Raw genomic sequence first — 16,389 nt, 5'->3', positions numbered from 1 at the left:
TCACAGACGTGACCCGCTCCTGAATTGTGGAGGCCGGCCGAGGCCGGGGCGTCCCTCACAGGAGAACCTGTCGAGCTGCCACTCACGACTCGGTGACGCCGACGCTCGGGCGGCCCGGCACTGCGCCACCCTGCGGCGATGGATGCTGTACACCTCGTCGCCCGTCACGGCGGCGCCCTCGACCGGCGCCGGTTGCATGAGCTCGGCGCCACCGACCACGATCTGCGCCGGGCGCTCAAGGCCGGCGCGCTCAACCGGCCGCGACGGGGTTGGTACTCGACGTGGCCCGAGCGAGATCCACGTTTTCGGGCCATGCGCGTCGGCGGCAGGCTCACCGGCATCAGCGCGGTCGCCGCGCTCGGCGGCTGGGTGCTCGACCGGCATCCGCTGCATGTCGCCGTGCCGACCAACGCTGCGCGCCTGCGCAACCAGTGGCGACGCGATCTTCGCCGGGCGGATGCTCGAGACGACAACGTCGTCGTGCACTGGGTGAGCCTCGCGCACGATCGGGGCTCGTCGACAGGCATGGTCGAACTTTCCGAGGCCGTCGAGCTGGTCTGCCGCACCGCGACCGCCGAACAAGCCATCGCGGTACTCGACTGGGTGCGTCGCACAGGCCGGCTTGACCGCATCGAGCTCGCCGCGCTGCGCGAGCGGCTCGGGCCGCGCCGCTGGCTGGTCGACGCGAGCACCGACGACTGCGACTCGTTGCCCGAAAGTCTGGCGCGCACGCGCCTGCGAGCCGCGGGCGTGCAGGTCAGCACTCAGGTCGCGTTCGCCGACGGCCTCGAGCGAATCGACCTCGTGCTCGAGGGTGCGGTGGCTGTCGAAGTCGACGGCGACGAGTTCCATCGCGACTCGTTCGAAGAAGATCGCGCGCGCGACTTGGCCATCACCCGGGTCGGGCTACACGCGGTGCGGCCGAGCGCTCGGCGCGTCTTCGGCCACTGGCCCGAGGTGCAGGATGCTGCGGTGCGCGCGCTGCGCGAGCGCGGCATCCTCGTCGATCTCCACAATTCAGGAGTCGCGCAGGTCAGACGCCCCGCGACACGCCGTGAGAGCGCGCCCCCGGGCCTGCGACCGCGCGCGGCTCCTGAATTGTGGAGACGCCGACGGACTGCGCGAGGGAAACAGAGGGAATAACCGGCCCAGCGCGACGTTGGGCTCAGCATGAGCAATCCGATCGGCGTGCAAATCTGGTCCGACGTGCAGTGCCCCTGGTGCTACATCGGCAAGCGCAAGTTCGAGGCCGCGGTCGAGCAGTTCGAGGGCGACGTTCAGGTGACCTACCGCAGCTTCGAGCTCGCGCCCGACACCCCGGTCGACTTCGAGGGCTCGCCCGTCGACTATTTGAGCCAGCGAAAAGGCATCAGCCCCGACCAAGCGCAGCAGATGGTCGATCGCGTCAGCGGCATCGCCGAGTCGGTGGGCCTCGAGTATCACTACGACCGTATTCACCAGACCAACACCGTGCTCGCCCACGAACTGCTGCACTTCGCGAAGGCATACGGCTTGCAGATCGAGCTCAAAGAGCGCCTGCTGCGCGCGTACTTCACCGATGGCCGCCACATCGGCCGTGCTGACGACCTCGTCGAGCTCGCGGCCGAGGTCGGTCTCGACCAGAGCGCCGCGGCCACAGCCCTTGCCGAGCACACCTACTTGCCCGACGTGAAGGTTGACATGGCGCAAGCAGTCGCGTACGGCATCCAGGGCGTGCCGTTCTTCGTCATCGACGAGAAGTACGGCATCTCGGGAGCGCAAGATAGCGCGACGTTCCTGGCCGCGCTGCGGCAGGCGGCCGCCGAACGCGAGACGGCCGACGCGTCATGACGACGGATGCTGCGCCGAAGCCCTTCGCGATGCTCGGCGACCCCGCTGCCGATGCGTGCGAGGGCGACGCCTGCCTGATGCCCGCCGATCCGGCGAACTCTGCGGCCCCCGAGTAGGCAAGCCGTCCGCGTCGACGAACGCGGCCGATCTCCACAATTCAGGAGTTGCTGCAACCCCAGCCGCGCGACACGCCGTGCGAGCGCTCCCACGTCCCTCCGCACGCGCTCGTCTCCTGAATTGTGGATACGAGCGCGGGGTTAGCGCGGCGCGAGTGGCTCGCTGATGTCGGCAACCACGGCTGAGAGGGCCGCGAGCAGCTCGTCGGCGTCGACGAACAGCGAGTAACCGTGCTCGCCCGCGCCCATCGACACGCGCCGCCCGGCCATGCCCGCATCGGCATACACAGGCCACGCGGTCGTCGACCCGAGCGGCGTGATGGTGCCGCGCTCGTACCCCGTCGCTGAGAGCGCGAGCTCCGGCGACGGCAGCTGCAGCTTGTTCACGCCGACGAGCGCGCGCAGCTTCGGCCACGAGATCTGCCGGTCACCGGGAATCAGCGCGAAGAGAAAAGTGCCGTCACTGCGCTTGACGACGAGCGATTTCACGATGTCGGCCGGGGTGATGCCGAGTATCGTCGCGGCCTCCTCGAGCGACGAGGCGCGCGTCCGTTCGATGAACTCGACGGCGAGCCCGCGCGCTGCGGCGTCGGCGGCCACGCGTTCGCGACCCGTGAGCTCCACCATGTGTTCTCCTCGCACGTAGGCTGAGTCCATGACCTCCAGCGCACCCCGCGACGCACCTCTCAGGGCAGGCATCATCGGCTTCGGACTCGCAGGTCGAGTCTTCCACGCCCCCTTCCTCGCCACGAATCCGGCGTTCACGATCGCGGCCATCGCGACGAGCGACGCCGACCGTGCGGCGCAGGCGTCGGCCGCGCATCCCGATGCCGCGATCATGACGACGGATGCTCTCCTCGAGCAGGCCGCCGACCTCGACCTCATCGTGCTCGCGTCGCCGCCGCACGTTCACCGCGAGCAGGCCGTGGCGGCGCTCGAGGCCGGCGCTGCCGTCGTCATCGACAAGCCTTTCGTGCCGACGGTCGCCGACGCCGAGGCGATCATCGCCGCCGCCGATGCAGCGAAGCGACCGCTCACGGTGTTCCAGAACCGGCGCTGGGACGGCGACTTCCGCACCGTCACGAAGCTCGTGAACACGGGCGCGCTCGGCAGGGTGCACCGCTTCGAGTCGACCTTCGAGCGCTTCGGCGCGCCCAAGCGCGACCAGTGGCAGGGCCAGATCAGCCCGGCGCAGGGCGGCGGAATCCTCTTCGACCTCGGCAGTCACCTCATCGATCAGGCGCTCACGCTCTTCGGCCCCGCGACACTCGAGGTCGCCGAACTTCGCGCCGTGCGCGAGGGCCTCGGCAGCGAAGATGACGCGTTCATCTCGCTGCGGCACGACAGTGGCGTGCGCAGCCACCTCACGATGAGCCGCGTCGCTGCGCAGAGCGGACCGCGCTTCCGCGTGCTCGGTGACGAGAGCGGCTACAGCGTCTACGGCCTTGACGGGCAAGAGCCCGATCTCAAGGTTGGCCGCTGGCCCGGCAGCGAAGGCTACGGCGAGACCCCGAAGGCCGAGTGGGGCCTGCTCGGCGTCGACAACGGCGAGCAGCCGCTGACGCCCGTACCCACCGAGCAGGGCGCATACCCCGACTTCTACGAGCAGGTCGCGGCGAGCATCCGCGATGGTGCGCCGGTTCCGGTGGATGCTCGCCACGCGCTCGAGACCGTGCGCATCATCGAGCAGGCTCACGCACTGAACAGGCACTGACGCGGGCTTCAGCGCGACCTGGGAGAATAGACGCACCATGTCTACCGCCACCCTGCCCGCCGCACCCGCGACAGCACCGCTCAGCATCGGCCCGATCCCGCTGAGCGTTCCCGTCGTGCTCGCGCCGATGGCGGGCATCACGAACACGGCGTTCCGACGGCTGTGCCGCGAGTACGGTGCGGGTCTGTACGTCAGCGAGATGATCACGAGTCGCGCGCTGGTCGAGCGCACTCCCGAGAGCCTGCGCCTCATCACGCACCACGAGAGCGAGACGGTGCGCAGCATCCAGCTCTACAGCGTCGACCCGACGACGGCAGGCGAGGCAGCGGCGTTCCTTGCGGGTGAGGGTCTTGCCGATCACATCGACATGAATTTCGGATGCCCCGTGCCCAAGGTCACCCGCAAAGGCGGGGGAGCCGCCCTGCCCTGGAAGCTCAACCATTTCAGGAGCATCGTCGAGGCGACCGTGAAGGCTGCGGGCGACATTCCCGTGACGGTCAAGATGCGCAAGGGCATCGACGCCGATCACTTGACCTATCTCGAGGCCGCAAAGGCCGCCGAGGGCGCGGGGGTCGCCGCCGTGGCCCTGCACGCGCGCACGGCGGCCGATTTTTACTCGGGCAACGCCGACTGGGATGCGATCGGAAAGCTCAAGGAATCGATCACGAGCATCCCCGTGCTCGGCAACGGTGACATCTGGTCGGCCGAAGACGCCCTGCGCATGGTCGAGCAATCGGGCTGCGACGGCATCGTCGTCGGGCGGGGCTGCCTGGGTCGCCCGTGGCTGTTCGGCGATCTCTCGGCCGCGTTCACTGACCGGCATGTGCGCATCCAGCCCGGCCTCGGCGAGGTCGCCGACGCGTTCCGCCGCCACGCCGAGCTGCTCGTCGAGTTCTTCGACGACGAGGCGAAGGCCTGCCGCGATATTCGCAAGCACGTCGCCTGGTACTTCAAGGGCTACGCCGTCGGCGGCGAGCTGCGCGCCCGCCTCGCCGCTGTCGAGAGCTTGCAGCACATGGACGACCTGCTGGGTGAGCTTGACCGCAACGCACCGTACCCGGGCGAGGCAGCAGAGGGTCAGCGTGGTCGTGCCGGCACCCCGAAGAAGCCGTCGCTGCCCGACCGCTGGCTCGAGAGCCGCGATCTCACGGGCGCGAGCCGCGCCGAAGTGACGGCTGCCGAACTTCATCACAGCGGAGGCTGACCTGTACACCGAGCGCGACGCCGAGCGGCGACTGCCCGAGGTTCACTCGACCAATCGCGGGCACTTCGCCCGTGATCGTGCGCGCCTGCTGCACTCGAGCGCTCTGCGCCGGCTCGCCGCCAAGACTCAGGTGCTGAGCCCGACGACAGGTGTCGACTTCGCGCGCAACCGCCTCACGCACTCGCTCGAGGTCGCCCAGGTGGGGCGCGAGCTCGCGACGGCGCTCGGTCTCGACCCCGACGTCGTCGACACGGCCTGCCTCGCGCACGACCTCGGCCACCCCCCGTTCGGACACAACGGCGAGGGCGCTCTCGCCGAGTGGGCGAGCGACATCGGCGGCTTCGAAGGCAACGCGCAGACGCTGCGCTTGCTCACGCGCATCGAGCCCAAGGTCATGGGCCCCGACGGCGCCACCTATGGCCTCAATCTGACGCGGGCGAGCCTCGACGCGAGCTGCAAGTACCCGTGGCCGCGCGAAGACGGTGTCGACGACCCGAGCGGCCGCAGCAAGTTCGGCGTCTACGACGACGACCGTGGGGCCTTCGAGTGGATGCGCGAGGGGGCGCCCGTCGGTGTGCCGAGCATCGAGGCGCAGGTCATGGATCTGAGCGACGACATCGCCTACAGCGTGCACGACTTCGAAGACGCGATCGTCGGCGGACTCATGGATGCTGCGCTCATCGCTTCGCGCGGCGAGCACGACGCGCTGCTCGCCGGCGTGCAGCACTGGAGCGGCGACGCCGTCACCCTCGACGAGCTCGAGGAGGCGTTCGAACGGCTGGCGGCCATCGACACCTGGGTGAGCAACTGGAGCGGCTCGCGCCGAGACCTCGCGGGCCTGAAGAACCTCACGAGCCGCCTGATCGGGCGATTCGCGCACGAGGCGGTGCACGCGACGCGCGCGGCGCATCCCTCAGTTTCGCTCGCTCGTTTCGGCGGCACCGTGATCGTTCCTCGAGAGACGCGGGCAGAGATCGCCGTGCTCAAGGGCATCGTCGGCACGCTCGTGATGTCGACGAACGCACGCCAGCCGCTCTACGCCCGCCAGCGCAAGCTGCTCGTCGAGCTCGCCGACGCACTCTGGCAGGCAGGCCCCGGCACCCTTGATCGCCCGTTCGCCGACGATTTTGCGGCCGCACCCGACGACGCCGCACGACGCCGAGTGATCGTCGACCAGGTCGCCTCCCTCACCGACCAGGGCGCGATGATCTGGCACGAGCGATTCATCGGCTGAGAATCGCGGCCAGCACCCCGGGCCTAGAATCGGCCCTGTGGCAGGCCTGATCCGACGCAGCGACATCGACGAAGTCAGGTCGCGCACGAATCTCGCCGATGTCGTCGGCGACTACGTGACGCTCAAGAGTGCTGGCGTCGGGTCGATGAAGGGCCTCTGCCCGTTCCACGACGAGCGCAGCCCGAGTTTTCACGTGCGGCCGCAGGTGGGTTTCTACCACTGCTTCGGCTGCGGGGAGGGCGGCGACGTCTTCACCTTCCTGCAGAAGATGGATCACGTCACCTTCTCTGAGGCGGTCGAGCGCCTCGCGGGTCGGCTGGGCTACGAGCTGCACTACGAAGACGGCGCGAAGGCCGCCGACCAGGGCAACCGCAGCCGCCTGCTCGCCGCCAACGCGGCCGCCGAGCAGTTCTTCCGCGAGCAACTCGGCACAGCGGCCGCGGAACCTGCCCGGCAGTTCTTGGGCGAGCGCGGCTTCGACTCGCACGCCGCTGAGCGGTTCTCGGTCGGCTTCGCCCCGAACTCGTACGACGCGATGGGCGAGCACCTGCGCGGGCTCGGGTTCACGCCTGAAGAGCTGCTCGCCTCGGGGCTGCAGGGTCAGGGCGACCGCAAGCCGTACGACCGCTTCCGTGGCCGCCTGGTCTGGCCGATCAAAGACGTCACCGGGCAGACGCTCGGCTTCGGCGCGCGCAAGCTGCTCGAGAGCGACAACGGCCCCAAGTACCTCAACACCCCCGAGACGCCGGTCTACAGCAAGTCGAAGGTGCTCTACGGACTCGACCTTGCCAAGCGCGACATTGCCCGAGGCAAGCAGGTCGTCGTCGTCGAGGGCTACACCGATGTCATGGCCTGCCATCTCGCCGGGGTGACGACCGCAGTCGCGACCTGCGGCACGGCTTTCGGCGCCGATCACATCACGATCATCCGCCGGGTGATGGGCGACGTCGACAATCGCGACTCGCACGGCCTCGGCGAGGTGGTCTTCACCTTCGACCCCGATGAGGCAGGCCAGAAGGCGGCCAGCCGCGCCTTCGCCGACGAGCAGCGCTTCGCCGCGCAGACCTACGTCGCCGTCGCACCCGACGGGCTCGACCCGTGCGACCTGCGTCTGAAGCGCGGTGACGATGCGGTGCGCATGCTCATCCAGAGCCGCAAGCCCATGTACGAGTTCATGGTGCGCCGGCAGCTTGACGCGCTCGACCTCGAGACCGTCGAAGGGCGGGTTGCGGCTCTGCGGGCCACGGCGCCCATCGTCGCGGGCATTCGCGACGAGTCGCTGTCGATCGGCTACACCCGCACGCTCGCGGGGTGGATCGGCATGGAACCTACGGAGGTCGCCCAGGCCGTGCGGGCCGCGCGACGCGCACCCGCGCGCGGCTCGAGCGCAGCATCCGCGGGTCGCGGCCCGCAGGGCGGGGCAGAGACCGCACCCGGCGGCGCCCCGATCGCCGCAGGAGACGCTGCCGCGGCCATGGCGGCCGAGTCGGTGCCGACCATCGGCATCGCGCAGCTGCCGACCGACCCGGTGACGCGGCTCGAGCGCGAACTGCTCATGGCACTGCTGCAGCACCCGGGCGAGATTCCGATCGAGACGGCGAAGCGCGCTCTGCACACGACCTTCACTCAGCCCGCGCTCGCGACCGTGCGTGACGCCGTGCTCGCGGCTCTAGAGGCTTACGCCACGCCGGAGTGGGCGAGAAGCGTCGCCGAAGAGGCGCCGCCGGCGTTCCGCCCGCTCGTGACGCAGTTGGCGATCGCTCCGCTGCCCGTGCGTGACGGCCGCACCGCCGAATACTGCGCGGGCGTGACGACCTCGCTCATCGACCGCGACCTGCTGCGGCGCAAGACTGAGCTGCTCGGCGCGCTGCAGCGCACCGACGCCGCCGACGACCCCGAGCGGCATCGCGCCCTGCAGCAGCAGCTCGTCGAGGTCGAGGCTGAAAGACGAAAGGTCAGAGGCGATTGAGCACCGAGGCTGTGGGGTGCTCGAGCCCGATGCTCGCCGCAGTCGGCGCCGAGTAGGCTCGACCTGATGACTGACTCGGCTGTGCGCGCTCGCGACCTGACGCTGCGCTATCGCGGAGGCCTCGGGCGCCGTTCTGTGCCGGCGATCACCGGTGTGAGCCTCGACATCGCTCCCGGCGAGACCCTCGCGGTGGTGGGCGACTCGGGCAGCGGCAAGAGCACTCTCGCCCAGGCCATCGCGGGCTTCACCTCGCGCAGCGTCGATCGCGGCGTCGAGATCGCCGGTGGGGCCCTTGAGGTGCTCGGCATCGACGTGCGGCACCTGCGCACTCACCACGATGACGAGCTCGCTCTGCGCGTCGGCTACGTGCCGCAAGACGCCGGTGCCGTGCTCGATCCTCACCTGACGGTCGGTGAGAACGTGGCTGTGCCGCTCTTCCAGCGTGACCCCAAGCTGTCGAAGAAGCTCGCGGGCGGCATCGTCGCCGAGGCGATCGACGCGATGCACCTCACCTTGGCGACGATTCCGAAGTACCCCTACGAACTCAGCCGCGGTCAGCGGCAGCGGGTCGCCATCGCGCGCGCTCTCGTACTCGACCCTGAGTTGCTCGTGGCCGACGAGGCCACGGCAGGCATCGACGCGACCGTGCGAGGCACCATTCTCGGCCACTTGGCCGAAGTGCAGCGCCGCCGCGGTTTCGCCGCCTTCGTCGTCAGCAGCGAGATCGGCGAAGTGCGGCGGCTGTCGCATCGCCTCGCGGTGCTGCACCGAGGCACGATCGTCGGCATGGGCGCGATCGACGACGTGCTGGGCGACCCCGCTCACCCCTACGTGCACCGCCTCGCCGAGCTGGCCCGAACCTGAGCCTGCCCGACGGGCGGCGCTGAACACTGCCGAGGAGCATCCCATGCCGACCGAGCCCGACCGCATGTCGCAGTCAGCGACCTTCGCCTCTGACGCCGACTTCGAGCTCATCGATCAGCACCGCGACCCGGTGTCGGGCCAGGGTACGGTGCCTGCTCGCCGGCCCGAACCCGGGCCGATCGCCGTGCTGCCCGAGGCTTCGCGCTTCTTCATCGACGCAGTGCGAGCGGGCGGCGTCACTCCGGGCGCGCTCGACTCCGAGACCCGCGGACTGGTCTGGCTGAGCGAGAAGCGCGCCGACGAGCTCTCGAGCATTCTCGATGCTCACCCCGGCATCGGCTGGGTTCAGCTGCCCTGGGCGGGCGTCGACGGCTTCGCCTCGGTGCTGGCGCGGTATGCCGACGGCTCAGGCCCGCTGTTCACGAGCGCCAAGGGCGCCTACAGCGAGCCCGTGGCCGAGCATGCGGTCGCCCTCGCACAGGCCGTCTTGCGCGAGCTCGCTCCGAAGGCGCGCGCGGCGCGGTGGTCGCCCGTGCGCACGGGCCTCTCGCTCTACGGGCGCCACGTCGTCATCGTCGGAGCCGGCGGCATCGCCGCCGAGATCGTGCGCCTGCTCGAGCCGTACCGCGTGACCATCACAGCCGTACGGCGCACCGATGCTCCGTTGGCAGGCGCCGATCGCACGGTGACGGTCGACGCTCTGCACGACGTGCTGCCGACCGCCGACGTCGTGATTCTCGCGGCCGCGTCGACCGAGCAGAGCCGTTCGCTCATCGGCGCACCCGAGCTCGCTCTCATGAAGCCGACCGCGGCGCTCGTCAACATCGCGCGGGGCGCTCTCATCGATCAGGATGCCCTGGTCGCAGCGCTGCGCTCTGAGCAGTTGCTCGGTGCGGGCCTCGATGTGACGAGCCCCGAACCGCTCGGCGACGATCACCCGCTCTGGGCAGAGCCGCGGTGCCTCATCACCTCGCATTCGGCCGACACCCCCGAGATGACGGCTCCGCTGCTGGCCCGGCGCATCACCGAGAACGTGCGAGGCTTCGCGACCGATGGCCGGTTCTTAGGCATCGTCGACCCCGGTGCGGGGTACTGAGCGCGCAAGGCGCCCCTGCGGTTCTGCTAAGTTAGGGGTGCTGTTTCAGCGATCCTCGATAGCTCAATTGGCAGAGCAGCCGGCTGTTAACCGGCAGGTTCTTGGTTCGAGTCCAAGTCGGGGAGCCACTGCTCCTCTCGTTCGCCGCGTACCCGCGCCAGCGGCGCGTGCGCTCGTCGAGGCGCGCTCACTAGGCTCGGCAGAGGAGGACTGGTCACGATGAATGTCTGGGAGTTCGCGAACCCGATGCAGGCAGTGATCGTGCTGTCGATCGGCGGCGCCCTCGTCGTCATCGCGCTTGTGCTGCTCGTCGCCTGGCTGCGGGCACGGTCGCGTGCACGACGCTCGAGCTTCGACCGGGCCGCCGCAGAGCGGCAGCGCATCGACCTCGAGCTGTCGCTCGCCGAGCAGACCGGTCGGCTGCGCATCATCCGAGAGCTGCACGAGGTCTCGGTGCACGCGCTCTCGGTCATGATCAGCCAGGCCGACGGGGCGCGGTACGCGGCGACTCTCGATCCGAGCGCGGCGGCACGCAGCACCGAGGTGATTGCCGAGTCGGCGCGCGCGACGCTCGGCGATCTGCGTCGCATCATGGCGCTCGTGCGCGAAGGCGAGGCGAGTGCCGCGCCGCACCCGCGCCTTGGCTCGACGCGCGAGCTTTTCGCCGTCATGCGCGACTCGGGCCTCGACGTGGTGTTCGAAGAGTCGGGTGAGCCGTTCGACCTCAAGCACGGCGCCGAGCTCGCGATCTACCGCATACTGCAAGAAGCCCTCTCGAATACGCTCAGCTACGGCGGGCCCGGCACGCAGGTGCGCGTCAGCTTCACCTGGAGCGACGACGGCCTGCACGTGCGCGTCGACGACGACGGCATCAGGGCGTCAGCGCGACGCGACGGCCTCGACCCGAACGACGCGAGCGTCGTGGCGTACACGATCGATGACGACCTCGCCGCCCTCACGGTCGAGCCGACGGGTCGCGGCATCAGCGAGATGCGCGCGCGCGCCGAGCTCTACGGCGGCATCCTCACAGCATCGACCGTGCCGGGGGTTGGCTTCTCGCTCTCCGCGGTCTTTCCGGCGCTGCGGTTCGACAGTCGACCAGCCGGGGCGAAGCGCGAGCGCTCGTGACGATCTCTGTGCTGATCGCCGATGACTCGCGCCACCAGCGCGCAGGCTGGCGCATGGTGCTCGAGTCGCAGGCCGACATCGCCATCGTCGGTGAAGCGGGCGACGGTGCCCGTGCGCTCGCTCTCGTGCGGCGCACGCCGACCGATGTCGTGCTCATCGACCTGCACATGCCGCGCGTCAACGGGCTCGTCGCGAGCGAGCGCATCACTACTGATCAAACCGTCAGCGAACTCGGGCCGGCGCCGCGCATTGTACTCGCGACCGCCCTTGACCTCGACGATCACGTGGCCGAGGCCGCTCGCGCCGGAGTGTTCGCCGTCGTGCACAAAGACATCGACCCCGAGTCGTTGCTCGAGATCGTGCGTGCCGCGGCCGCCGCGGTCGATGGCCGCCGAGGCTGAGCGCCGGGCGGCCTGGCGCGCATCCCTCGCGGTCGCCCTCGCCGTCTCGGCGTACGGCATCTCGTTCGGCGCGCTGTCTGTCGCCGCCGGCCTCGATATTCTCCAGACCTGCGTGCTGAGCCTCGTGATGTTCTCGGGAGGCTCGCAGTTCGCACTCATCGGCGTCATCGCTTCGGGCGGCACCGCGGCCGGGCCCGCCGCGGTCGCCGGCGCTGCTCTGCTCGGCCTTCGCAACGGGCTCTACGCGATCCGGGTCTCGCCCATCATCGGGCCGGGGTGGGCGAAGCGGCTGCTCGCCGGTCATCTCACGATCGACGAGTCGACCGCTGTCGCCACCGCGCAGCCGACGCTCGAGAGCCAGCGCATCGGCTTCTGGGCCACGGGAACACTGATCTACGTGGGCTGGAACCTCACGACCCTGCTCGGTGCGCTACTGGGCGACCAGCTGGGTGACGTGCGGCAGTGGGGGCTGGATGCGGCCGCCGCGGCGGCCTTCCTCGGCTTGCTGTGGCCCCGGCTGACAGCTCTGCAGCCGATCGCCGTCGCAGTGGGAGCAGCTGTGGTCGCGACTGCGCTCATCCCGGTGCTGCCGCAGGGTGTGCCCGTGCTCGTCGCGGCTGCCGTGGCAGTCGTGGTCGGGTTGACCAACCTGTTTGGAGCTCGGTCCGCCGAGGTGCTCGACGGGACGGGGGAGCGGCCATGACGACCTGGCAGATCATTCTTCTGGCGTCGATCTTGGTGCTGGCGATCAAGCTACTCGGCTACCTCGTGCCGCCGAGACTTCTCGAATCCCCGCGCGCTGCGCGCACGGCCGAGCTCACGACTGTCGCGCTGCTGGCGGCGCTCATCGTCGTGCAGACCGCCGGTATCGGCCAGGGGCTCGCGCTGGATGCGCGGCTACCCGCGGTCTTGGTCGCCGCAGGCCTGTTCGCGCTGAAGGTGCCGTTCGTGCTCGTGATCATCGCCGCGGCGGCCTGTGCGGCCGTGCTGCGGGCGGTCGGCTGGTCGTAGCGACCAGCCCTCGACGTCGGCTCGACTCAGCCCTCGAGGTCGTCTCGACCGGGCAGCCAGCTCTGGCCGGGCACACCCCACGACCGCTTGCGCACGGCCTTCACGGCGGCCTTGCTGTGCGGGTGCACCAGGCGGTCGACGTAGAGCACGCCGTCGAGATGATCGAACTCGTGCTGGAAGATGCGGGCGACCCATCCCGTCGCTTCGATCTCAAAGTCGACGCCCTCGAGGTCAGTCGCGCGCAGCACCGCTCGGTCGGATCGCCTGAGCGGAAACCGCTCGCCCGGCACCGAGAGGCAGCCCTCCGAATCGTCGACATCATCGGGCTCGCCGAGCGGAGGCGGACTGATCAGCAGTTGGGGATTGATGGCGACCCCGTGCCAGCGCACATCATCGTCATCGGTGTAGTCGTACACGAACACCCGCGCATCGACCCCGACCTGCGGGGCGGCGAGGCCGACCCCGGGCGCTGCTGCCATCGTGTCGAGCATGTCGCCGACCAATTGGCGCAGGGCGTCGTCGATCGCACTCACCTCGGTCGCCCGCGTGTGCAGCACGGGCTCGCCGGTGATGACAATCGGAAGCACGGCCATTCGACCAGAATATCGACCCTGCTGGGGGTAGATTGACCGGGTGCTGGTCGACCTTGCTGATGTGACCGAGCAGATCACGCTTACCCCGTACCAGTCGATCGGCATTCCTATCGCGCTCGTCGGGGCCGTTTTCCTGGCTCTCGGCGCTCAGTTTCAGCACCGAGGCGTCTCGAAGGTCGAATCGAGCCACGGCGACGGCTCGCGGGCCGGGCTGAGCGTACGACAACTGCTGCATTTGCTCGCGCGGCCGTCATGGGTCATCGGCACCGTCATGCTCGGGCTCGCGATTCTGCTGCAGCTCACCAGTCTGGTGTTCGCGCCCCTCATCGTGGTGCAGCCGCTCGGGGTCGTGGCGCTCGTCATCACGGCCATTGTCAACGCTCGAGTGTCGAGCATCCGTCTCGATCGGCACGCTATCCGCGCCATCGCCATGTGCGTGACGGGCGTTGGAATCTTCGTCGCGATCGCCGCCGTCTACGCAGTCGAGCAAGAGATCACCGAGACACAATTGCTCATCGTGCTCGGAATTCTCGCCGTCATCACGACGGGATTCGGCCTAGCGTTCGCCTTCGCCCGACGATTGGTCGGGGCCATGTTCTACATCGTCGGGGCCGGTGTGCTGTTCGGCTTCGTCGCCACCCTCGCCAAGGTCGTCATCAACCGCATCATCAACGGCAACTTCGAGTGGCTGACCGTCGTGGCCATCGTGGCGCTCATTGCGTCGACCGCCCTCGGCAGCTACTTCGTGCAGACCGCCTACTCGGTCGGGTCACCCGACCTGGTCATCGCGGGGCTGACGGTCATCGACCCGCTCGTCGCCGTGCTCATCGGCGTCATCGTGCTCGGCGAGGCCGCCTTCATTCCGCTCGCGTTCATGATCACCGCGGTGATCGCGGGCGTCGTGGCGATCTTTGGCGTCATCCAGCTCGCCAAGCATCACCCGCAGAAGCACCGCTGACCGCGCGGTGAACGCTTCCGTCGGCACGCGCCTGCGGTAGCGTAGGCGAAAGGTATTCCTCGTGTCCCCGGCGCGTCGTCGCCCACCATCGAGAAGCAAGGACCACCCCCATCGTGCCCGATGCCCCGCATCCTGCAGAAGACTCCCACCCGCCGCTGCGCGTCTTGATCGGCGGCGACACCTTCGGCCCCGACGTCAACGGTGCCGCCAAGTTTGCCGAGCGGCTCGCCGCAGGTTTGGTCGAACGCGGCCACGACGTGCACATCGTCGCCCCCGGATTCGTCGACGGCCCCAACCGCTCGAGCATCGAGGTGCACGAAGGTCAGCCCATGATGGTGCACCGGTTGCGCTCGTGGCGCTGGCGGCCGCACCCGTGGTTGCGCTACGCGCTGCCGTGGCGCATCGAGCAGAATGCCGCGCGCATTCTCGACGAGGTCAAGCCCGACGTCGTGCACTTCCAGTCGCACATCGTCGTCGGTCGAGGGCTCGCCCGCGAGGCCGTGAAGCGCGGTATTCGCGTCATCGGCACCAACCACTTCATGCCCGAGAACGCGCTGCAATTCACGCCGTTCATCGGCGGGCTGCGCGAACCCGCGATCCGCATGGCGTGGAAGGCCGCCGCGCGCACCTTCGGTCTCGCCGAAGCGGTCACGACGCCGACGCGAAAAGCCGCCGACTACCTCGAGCGCTACACCGAGCTGCGCGAGGTGCACCCCATCAGCTGCGGCCTGCACATCGAGCACTACACGCCCAACATGGCGCCCCGCACTGAGAACGTTGTGCTCTTCCTCGGCCGCGTCGAAGCCGAGAAGCACATCGAAGAGCTGCTGCGGGCTGCCGCCGCGCTCGACCCCGCGCTCGATGTGAAGGTCGAGATCATCGGTGACGGCGAGCAGCGCCCTGCGCTCGAGAAGCTCGCCTCGCACCTCGGCATCGCCCACCGCGTGCACTTCGCCGGCCACGCGCCCGAAGACTATTTGAAACAGCAACTGACGCGAGCATCCGTCTTTGCGATGCCGTCGCGAGCGGAATTGCAGTCGATTGCGACGATGGAGGCCATGGCTTCGGGGTTGCCCGTCATCGGGGCCAACGCGATGGCGCTGCCGCACCTGATCCACGACGGCGAGAACGGCTATCTCTACGAGCCTGGCAATGTCGAGCAGTTCACCGAGCTGTTGACGCGCGTGTTCACCATGCCGCATGATGAGCTGCTCGAGCTCAAGCGCGAGAGCTTGCGCATCGTGCAGAGCCATGACATCAACCGCACGCTCGACACCTTCGAGGCGCTCTACCGGGGCGAAGAGGTCATCGACCCGGTCGACGACGCCGCCGACGCCGTGGCGCCCTGAAGTCACGCGATAGCACTCGATAGAGTGACCCTGCGCCGCATGCCGCGGGGCGCGGGGCGGTAGCTCAGCTGGTTAGAGCAGTGGACTCATAATCCATCGGTCACGGGTTCAAGTCCCGTCCGCCCTACGAACACCTTGAGGGCCGCCGGAAGGAGCCACCGTGTCGTCGAATCTCACCGCCGTTCAGGTCAGCACTCGAACAGTGCACGCGGTGTCGGCCGCCGCCCACCTCGTGGTCGCGATCGCGCTCGGAGCGTTGGCCGTTGCGCAGGCCTCAATCCTGCTGCCCGTTGCCCTGTCGGTTCCCGTCGGCGCCTCAGTCGGAAATTTCGCCCGCGTTGACTTCGCGGCGGCTGCCGCCGTCGTGATGCTCATCGGCGCCGCGGCGCACGCAACACTGGCGCTCAGTGCCGCGGGCGGCGGAGCGCGGTCGCGGCTGCTGCAGCTGGTCGCGTTCGCTCAGGCTTCGGGTATCACGCTGTTTCTCGTCGCGCAGCTCAACGGGGTCGCCGAGGCGGGTGCCCTGATTCTCGTCTACGCCTTCGGGGGCGGCGCGGCGGGGTTGCTCTGGTTGCAGGCCCGCGAGTCCGACGACCGGCTACGCGCCCGTTGGCCATTCAGCTTCGCAGCCGGGCTCGCGGTCGTGCCGTGGGGCATCATCGCGCTGTACCAGGTCGTCGCGCTGGTCGCAGGCGCGCCCCCGGCGCCGATCGTGCGCGTGCTCACCGTAGGCGTCCTGCTCATCACGGCCCTCGCGTGGTGGGTTGAGCGTCGATGGCAGCTCGGACTCTCGTCTCCGCAGCGGGTCGCACTGCTGCACTCGACTCTGTCGGTCGCCAACGGCATCGCGCTTCTGGTGCTCGCCGTCGGGCTTGCGCGCCCGTCGGCGATTCTCTAGCTGGCGTCGTCGACGGGTGTCGGG

General features: G+C 69.1%; 17 protein-coding genes and 2 tRNA genes. 17 read left to right on the top strand and 2 right to left on the bottom strand.

What is annotated here, in order from left to right; translation table 11 throughout:
- The first annotated feature begins 138 nt into the window (after window positions 1-138).
- Window positions 139-1,143, top strand: a complete 1,005-nt coding sequence (locus tag KL788_RS03230; RefSeq protein WP_293168435.1) for a hypothetical protein — start codon at window positions 139-141, stop codon at window positions 1,141-1,143.
- Window positions 1,144-1,170: 27 nt separating this feature from the next.
- Complete coding sequence (locus KL788_RS03225; protein WP_293168433.1) at window positions 1,171-1,830, top strand: DsbA family oxidoreductase; 660 nt, start codon at window positions 1,171-1,173, stop codon at window positions 1,828-1,830.
- A gap of 257 nt (window positions 1,831-2,087) precedes the next feature.
- Here KL788_RS03225 and KL788_RS03220 read toward each other — a convergent pair whose 3' ends face one another.
- Window positions 2,088-2,573, bottom strand: a complete 486-nt coding sequence (locus KL788_RS03220) for an aminoacyl-tRNA deacylase (protein WP_293168431.1) — start codon at window positions 2,571-2,573, stop codon at window positions 2,088-2,090.
- A 28-nt stretch (window positions 2,574-2,601) separates the two neighbouring features.
- Between KL788_RS03220 and KL788_RS03215 the strand changes: the two genes are divergently transcribed.
- From KL788_RS03215 to KL788_RS03165, 11 genes are all read left to right on the top strand, one after another.
- Window positions 2,602-3,660, top strand: coding sequence for a Gfo/Idh/MocA family oxidoreductase (locus KL788_RS03215; RefSeq protein ID WP_293168429.1), 1,059 nt, complete (start codon window positions 2,602-2,604; stop codon window positions 3,658-3,660).
- Window positions 3,661-3,697: 37 nt separating this feature from the next.
- The gene (dusB, locus tag KL788_RS03210; RefSeq protein WP_293168427.1) at window positions 3,698-4,864 is read left to right on the top strand and encodes a tRNA dihydrouridine synthase DusB; all 1,167 of its coding nucleotides are present in this window, start codon (window positions 3,698-3,700) and stop codon (window positions 4,862-4,864) included.
- Window positions 4,848-6,098 carry a deoxyguanosinetriphosphate triphosphohydrolase gene (locus KL788_RS03205; protein WP_428846128.1) on the top strand — a complete coding sequence of 417 codons (1,251 nt, stop codon included), beginning with the start codon at window positions 4,848-4,850 and terminating at the stop codon, window positions 6,096-6,098. The genes dusB and KL788_RS03205 overlap by 17 nt, the downstream gene beginning before the upstream one ends.
- Window positions 6,099-6,135: 37 nt before the next feature.
- Window positions 6,136-8,067 carry a DNA primase gene (dnaG, locus tag KL788_RS03200; protein WP_293168425.1) on the top strand — a complete coding sequence of 644 codons (1,932 nt, stop codon included), beginning with the start codon at window positions 6,136-6,138 and terminating at the stop codon, window positions 8,065-8,067.
- Between the two features lie 66 nt (window positions 8,068-8,133).
- The gene (locus tag KL788_RS03195) at window positions 8,134-8,931 is read left to right on the top strand and encodes an ATP-binding cassette domain-containing protein (RefSeq protein ID WP_293168423.1); all 798 of its coding nucleotides are present in this window, start codon (window positions 8,134-8,136) and stop codon (window positions 8,929-8,931) included.
- 43 nt (window positions 8,932-8,974) lie between these two features.
- Entirely contained in the window at window positions 8,975-10,027 is a 1,053-nt protein-coding gene (locus KL788_RS03190; RefSeq protein ID WP_293168421.1) for a D-isomer specific 2-hydroxyacid dehydrogenase family protein, read from the top strand.
- A 52-nt stretch (window positions 10,028-10,079) separates the two neighbouring features.
- Window positions 10,080-10,155: transfer RNA gene (locus tag KL788_RS03185), tRNA-Asn, on the top strand.
- A 91-nt stretch (window positions 10,156-10,246) separates the two neighbouring features.
- Entirely contained in the window at window positions 10,247-11,155 is a 909-nt protein-coding gene (locus KL788_RS03180; RefSeq protein ID WP_293168419.1) for a sensor histidine kinase, read from the top strand.
- Window positions 11,152-11,556, top strand: a complete 405-nt coding sequence (locus KL788_RS03175; RefSeq protein WP_293168417.1) for a response regulator — start codon at window positions 11,152-11,154, stop codon at window positions 11,554-11,556. The genes KL788_RS03180 and KL788_RS03175 overlap by 4 nt, the downstream gene beginning before the upstream one ends.
- A complete protein-coding gene (locus KL788_RS03170) occupies window positions 11,540-12,259 on the top strand; it encodes an AzlC family ABC transporter permease (RefSeq protein WP_293173127.1) in 720 nt (239 codons plus the stop codon). The genes KL788_RS03175 and KL788_RS03170 overlap by 17 nt, the downstream gene beginning before the upstream one ends.
- Entirely contained in the window at window positions 12,256-12,567 is a 312-nt protein-coding gene (locus KL788_RS03165; protein WP_293168415.1) for an AzlD domain-containing protein, read from the top strand. The genes KL788_RS03170 and KL788_RS03165 overlap by 4 nt, the downstream gene beginning before the upstream one ends.
- A 26-nt stretch (window positions 12,568-12,593) precedes the next feature.
- Here the strand turns inward: KL788_RS03165 and def are convergent, their stop codons facing one another.
- A complete protein-coding gene (gene def, locus KL788_RS03160) occupies window positions 12,594-13,160 on the bottom strand; it encodes a peptide deformylase (RefSeq protein ID WP_293168413.1) in 567 nt (188 codons plus the stop codon).
- Window positions 13,161-13,200: 40 nt separating this feature from the next.
- Between def and KL788_RS03155 the strand changes: the two genes are divergently transcribed.
- From KL788_RS03155 to KL788_RS03140, 4 genes are all read left to right on the top strand, one after another.
- A complete protein-coding gene (locus KL788_RS03155) occupies window positions 13,201-14,118 on the top strand; it encodes a DMT family transporter (RefSeq protein ID WP_293168411.1) in 918 nt (305 codons plus the stop codon).
- A 113-nt stretch (window positions 14,119-14,231) separates the two neighbouring features.
- Complete coding sequence (locus KL788_RS03150; protein WP_293168409.1) at window positions 14,232-15,467, top strand: glycosyltransferase; 1,236 nt, start codon at window positions 14,232-14,234, stop codon at window positions 15,465-15,467.
- Between the two features lie 53 nt (window positions 15,468-15,520).
- Window positions 15,521-15,594, top strand: a tRNA-Ile gene (locus KL788_RS03145).
- Window positions 15,595-15,627: 33 nt separating this feature from the next.
- Complete coding sequence (locus KL788_RS03140) at window positions 15,628-16,365, top strand: hypothetical protein (RefSeq protein ID WP_293168408.1); 738 nt, start codon at window positions 15,628-15,630, stop codon at window positions 16,363-16,365.
- Window positions 16,366-16,389 lie beyond the last annotated feature (24 nt).

Origin of the sequence: Microcella sp. (assembly GCF_019739195.1) — a bacterium.
Classification (GTDB): domain Bacteria; phylum Actinomycetota; class Actinomycetes; order Actinomycetales; family Microbacteriaceae; genus Microcella.
This window is presented reverse-complemented; position numbering and strand designations above follow the sequence as displayed.

What these genes read in the sequence shown, in the direction of transcription:
- def (WP_293168413.1), bottom strand. Translation starts at nt 13,160, where the DNA reads ATGGCCGTGCTTCCGATTGTCATCACCGGCGAGCCCGTGCTGCACACG.
- KL788_RS03180 (WP_293168419.1), top strand. Translation starts at nt 10,247, where the DNA reads ATGAATGTCTGGGAGTTCGCGAACCCGATGCAGGCAGTGATCGTGCTG.
- KL788_RS03225 (WP_293168433.1), top strand. Translation starts at nt 1,171, where the DNA reads ATGAGCAATCCGATCGGCGTGCAAATCTGGTCCGACGTGCAGTGCCCC.
- dusB (WP_293168427.1), top strand. Translation starts at nt 3,698, where the DNA reads ATGTCTACCGCCACCCTGCCCGCCGCACCCGCGACAGCACCGCTCAGC.
- KL788_RS03215 (WP_293168429.1), top strand. Translation starts at nt 2,602, where the DNA reads ATGACCTCCAGCGCACCCCGCGACGCACCTCTCAGGGCAGGCATCATC.
- KL788_RS03230 (WP_293168435.1), top strand. Translation starts at nt 139, where the DNA reads ATGGATGCTGTACACCTCGTCGCCCGTCACGGCGGCGCCCTCGACCGG.
- KL788_RS03190 (WP_293168421.1), top strand. Translation starts at nt 8,975, where the DNA reads ATGCCGACCGAGCCCGACCGCATGTCGCAGTCAGCGACCTTCGCCTCT.
- KL788_RS03220 (WP_293168431.1), bottom strand. Translation starts at nt 2,573, where the DNA reads ATGGTGGAGCTCACGGGTCGCGAACGCGTGGCCGCCGACGCCGCAGCG.
- KL788_RS03195 (WP_293168423.1), top strand. Translation starts at nt 8,134, where the DNA reads ATGACTGACTCGGCTGTGCGCGCTCGCGACCTGACGCTGCGCTATCGC.
- KL788_RS03165 (WP_293168415.1), top strand. Translation starts at nt 12,256, where the DNA reads ATGACGACCTGGCAGATCATTCTTCTGGCGTCGATCTTGGTGCTGGCG.
- KL788_RS03170 (WP_293173127.1), top strand. Translation starts at nt 11,540, where the DNA reads ATGGCCGCCGAGGCTGAGCGCCGGGCGGCCTGGCGCGCATCCCTCGCG.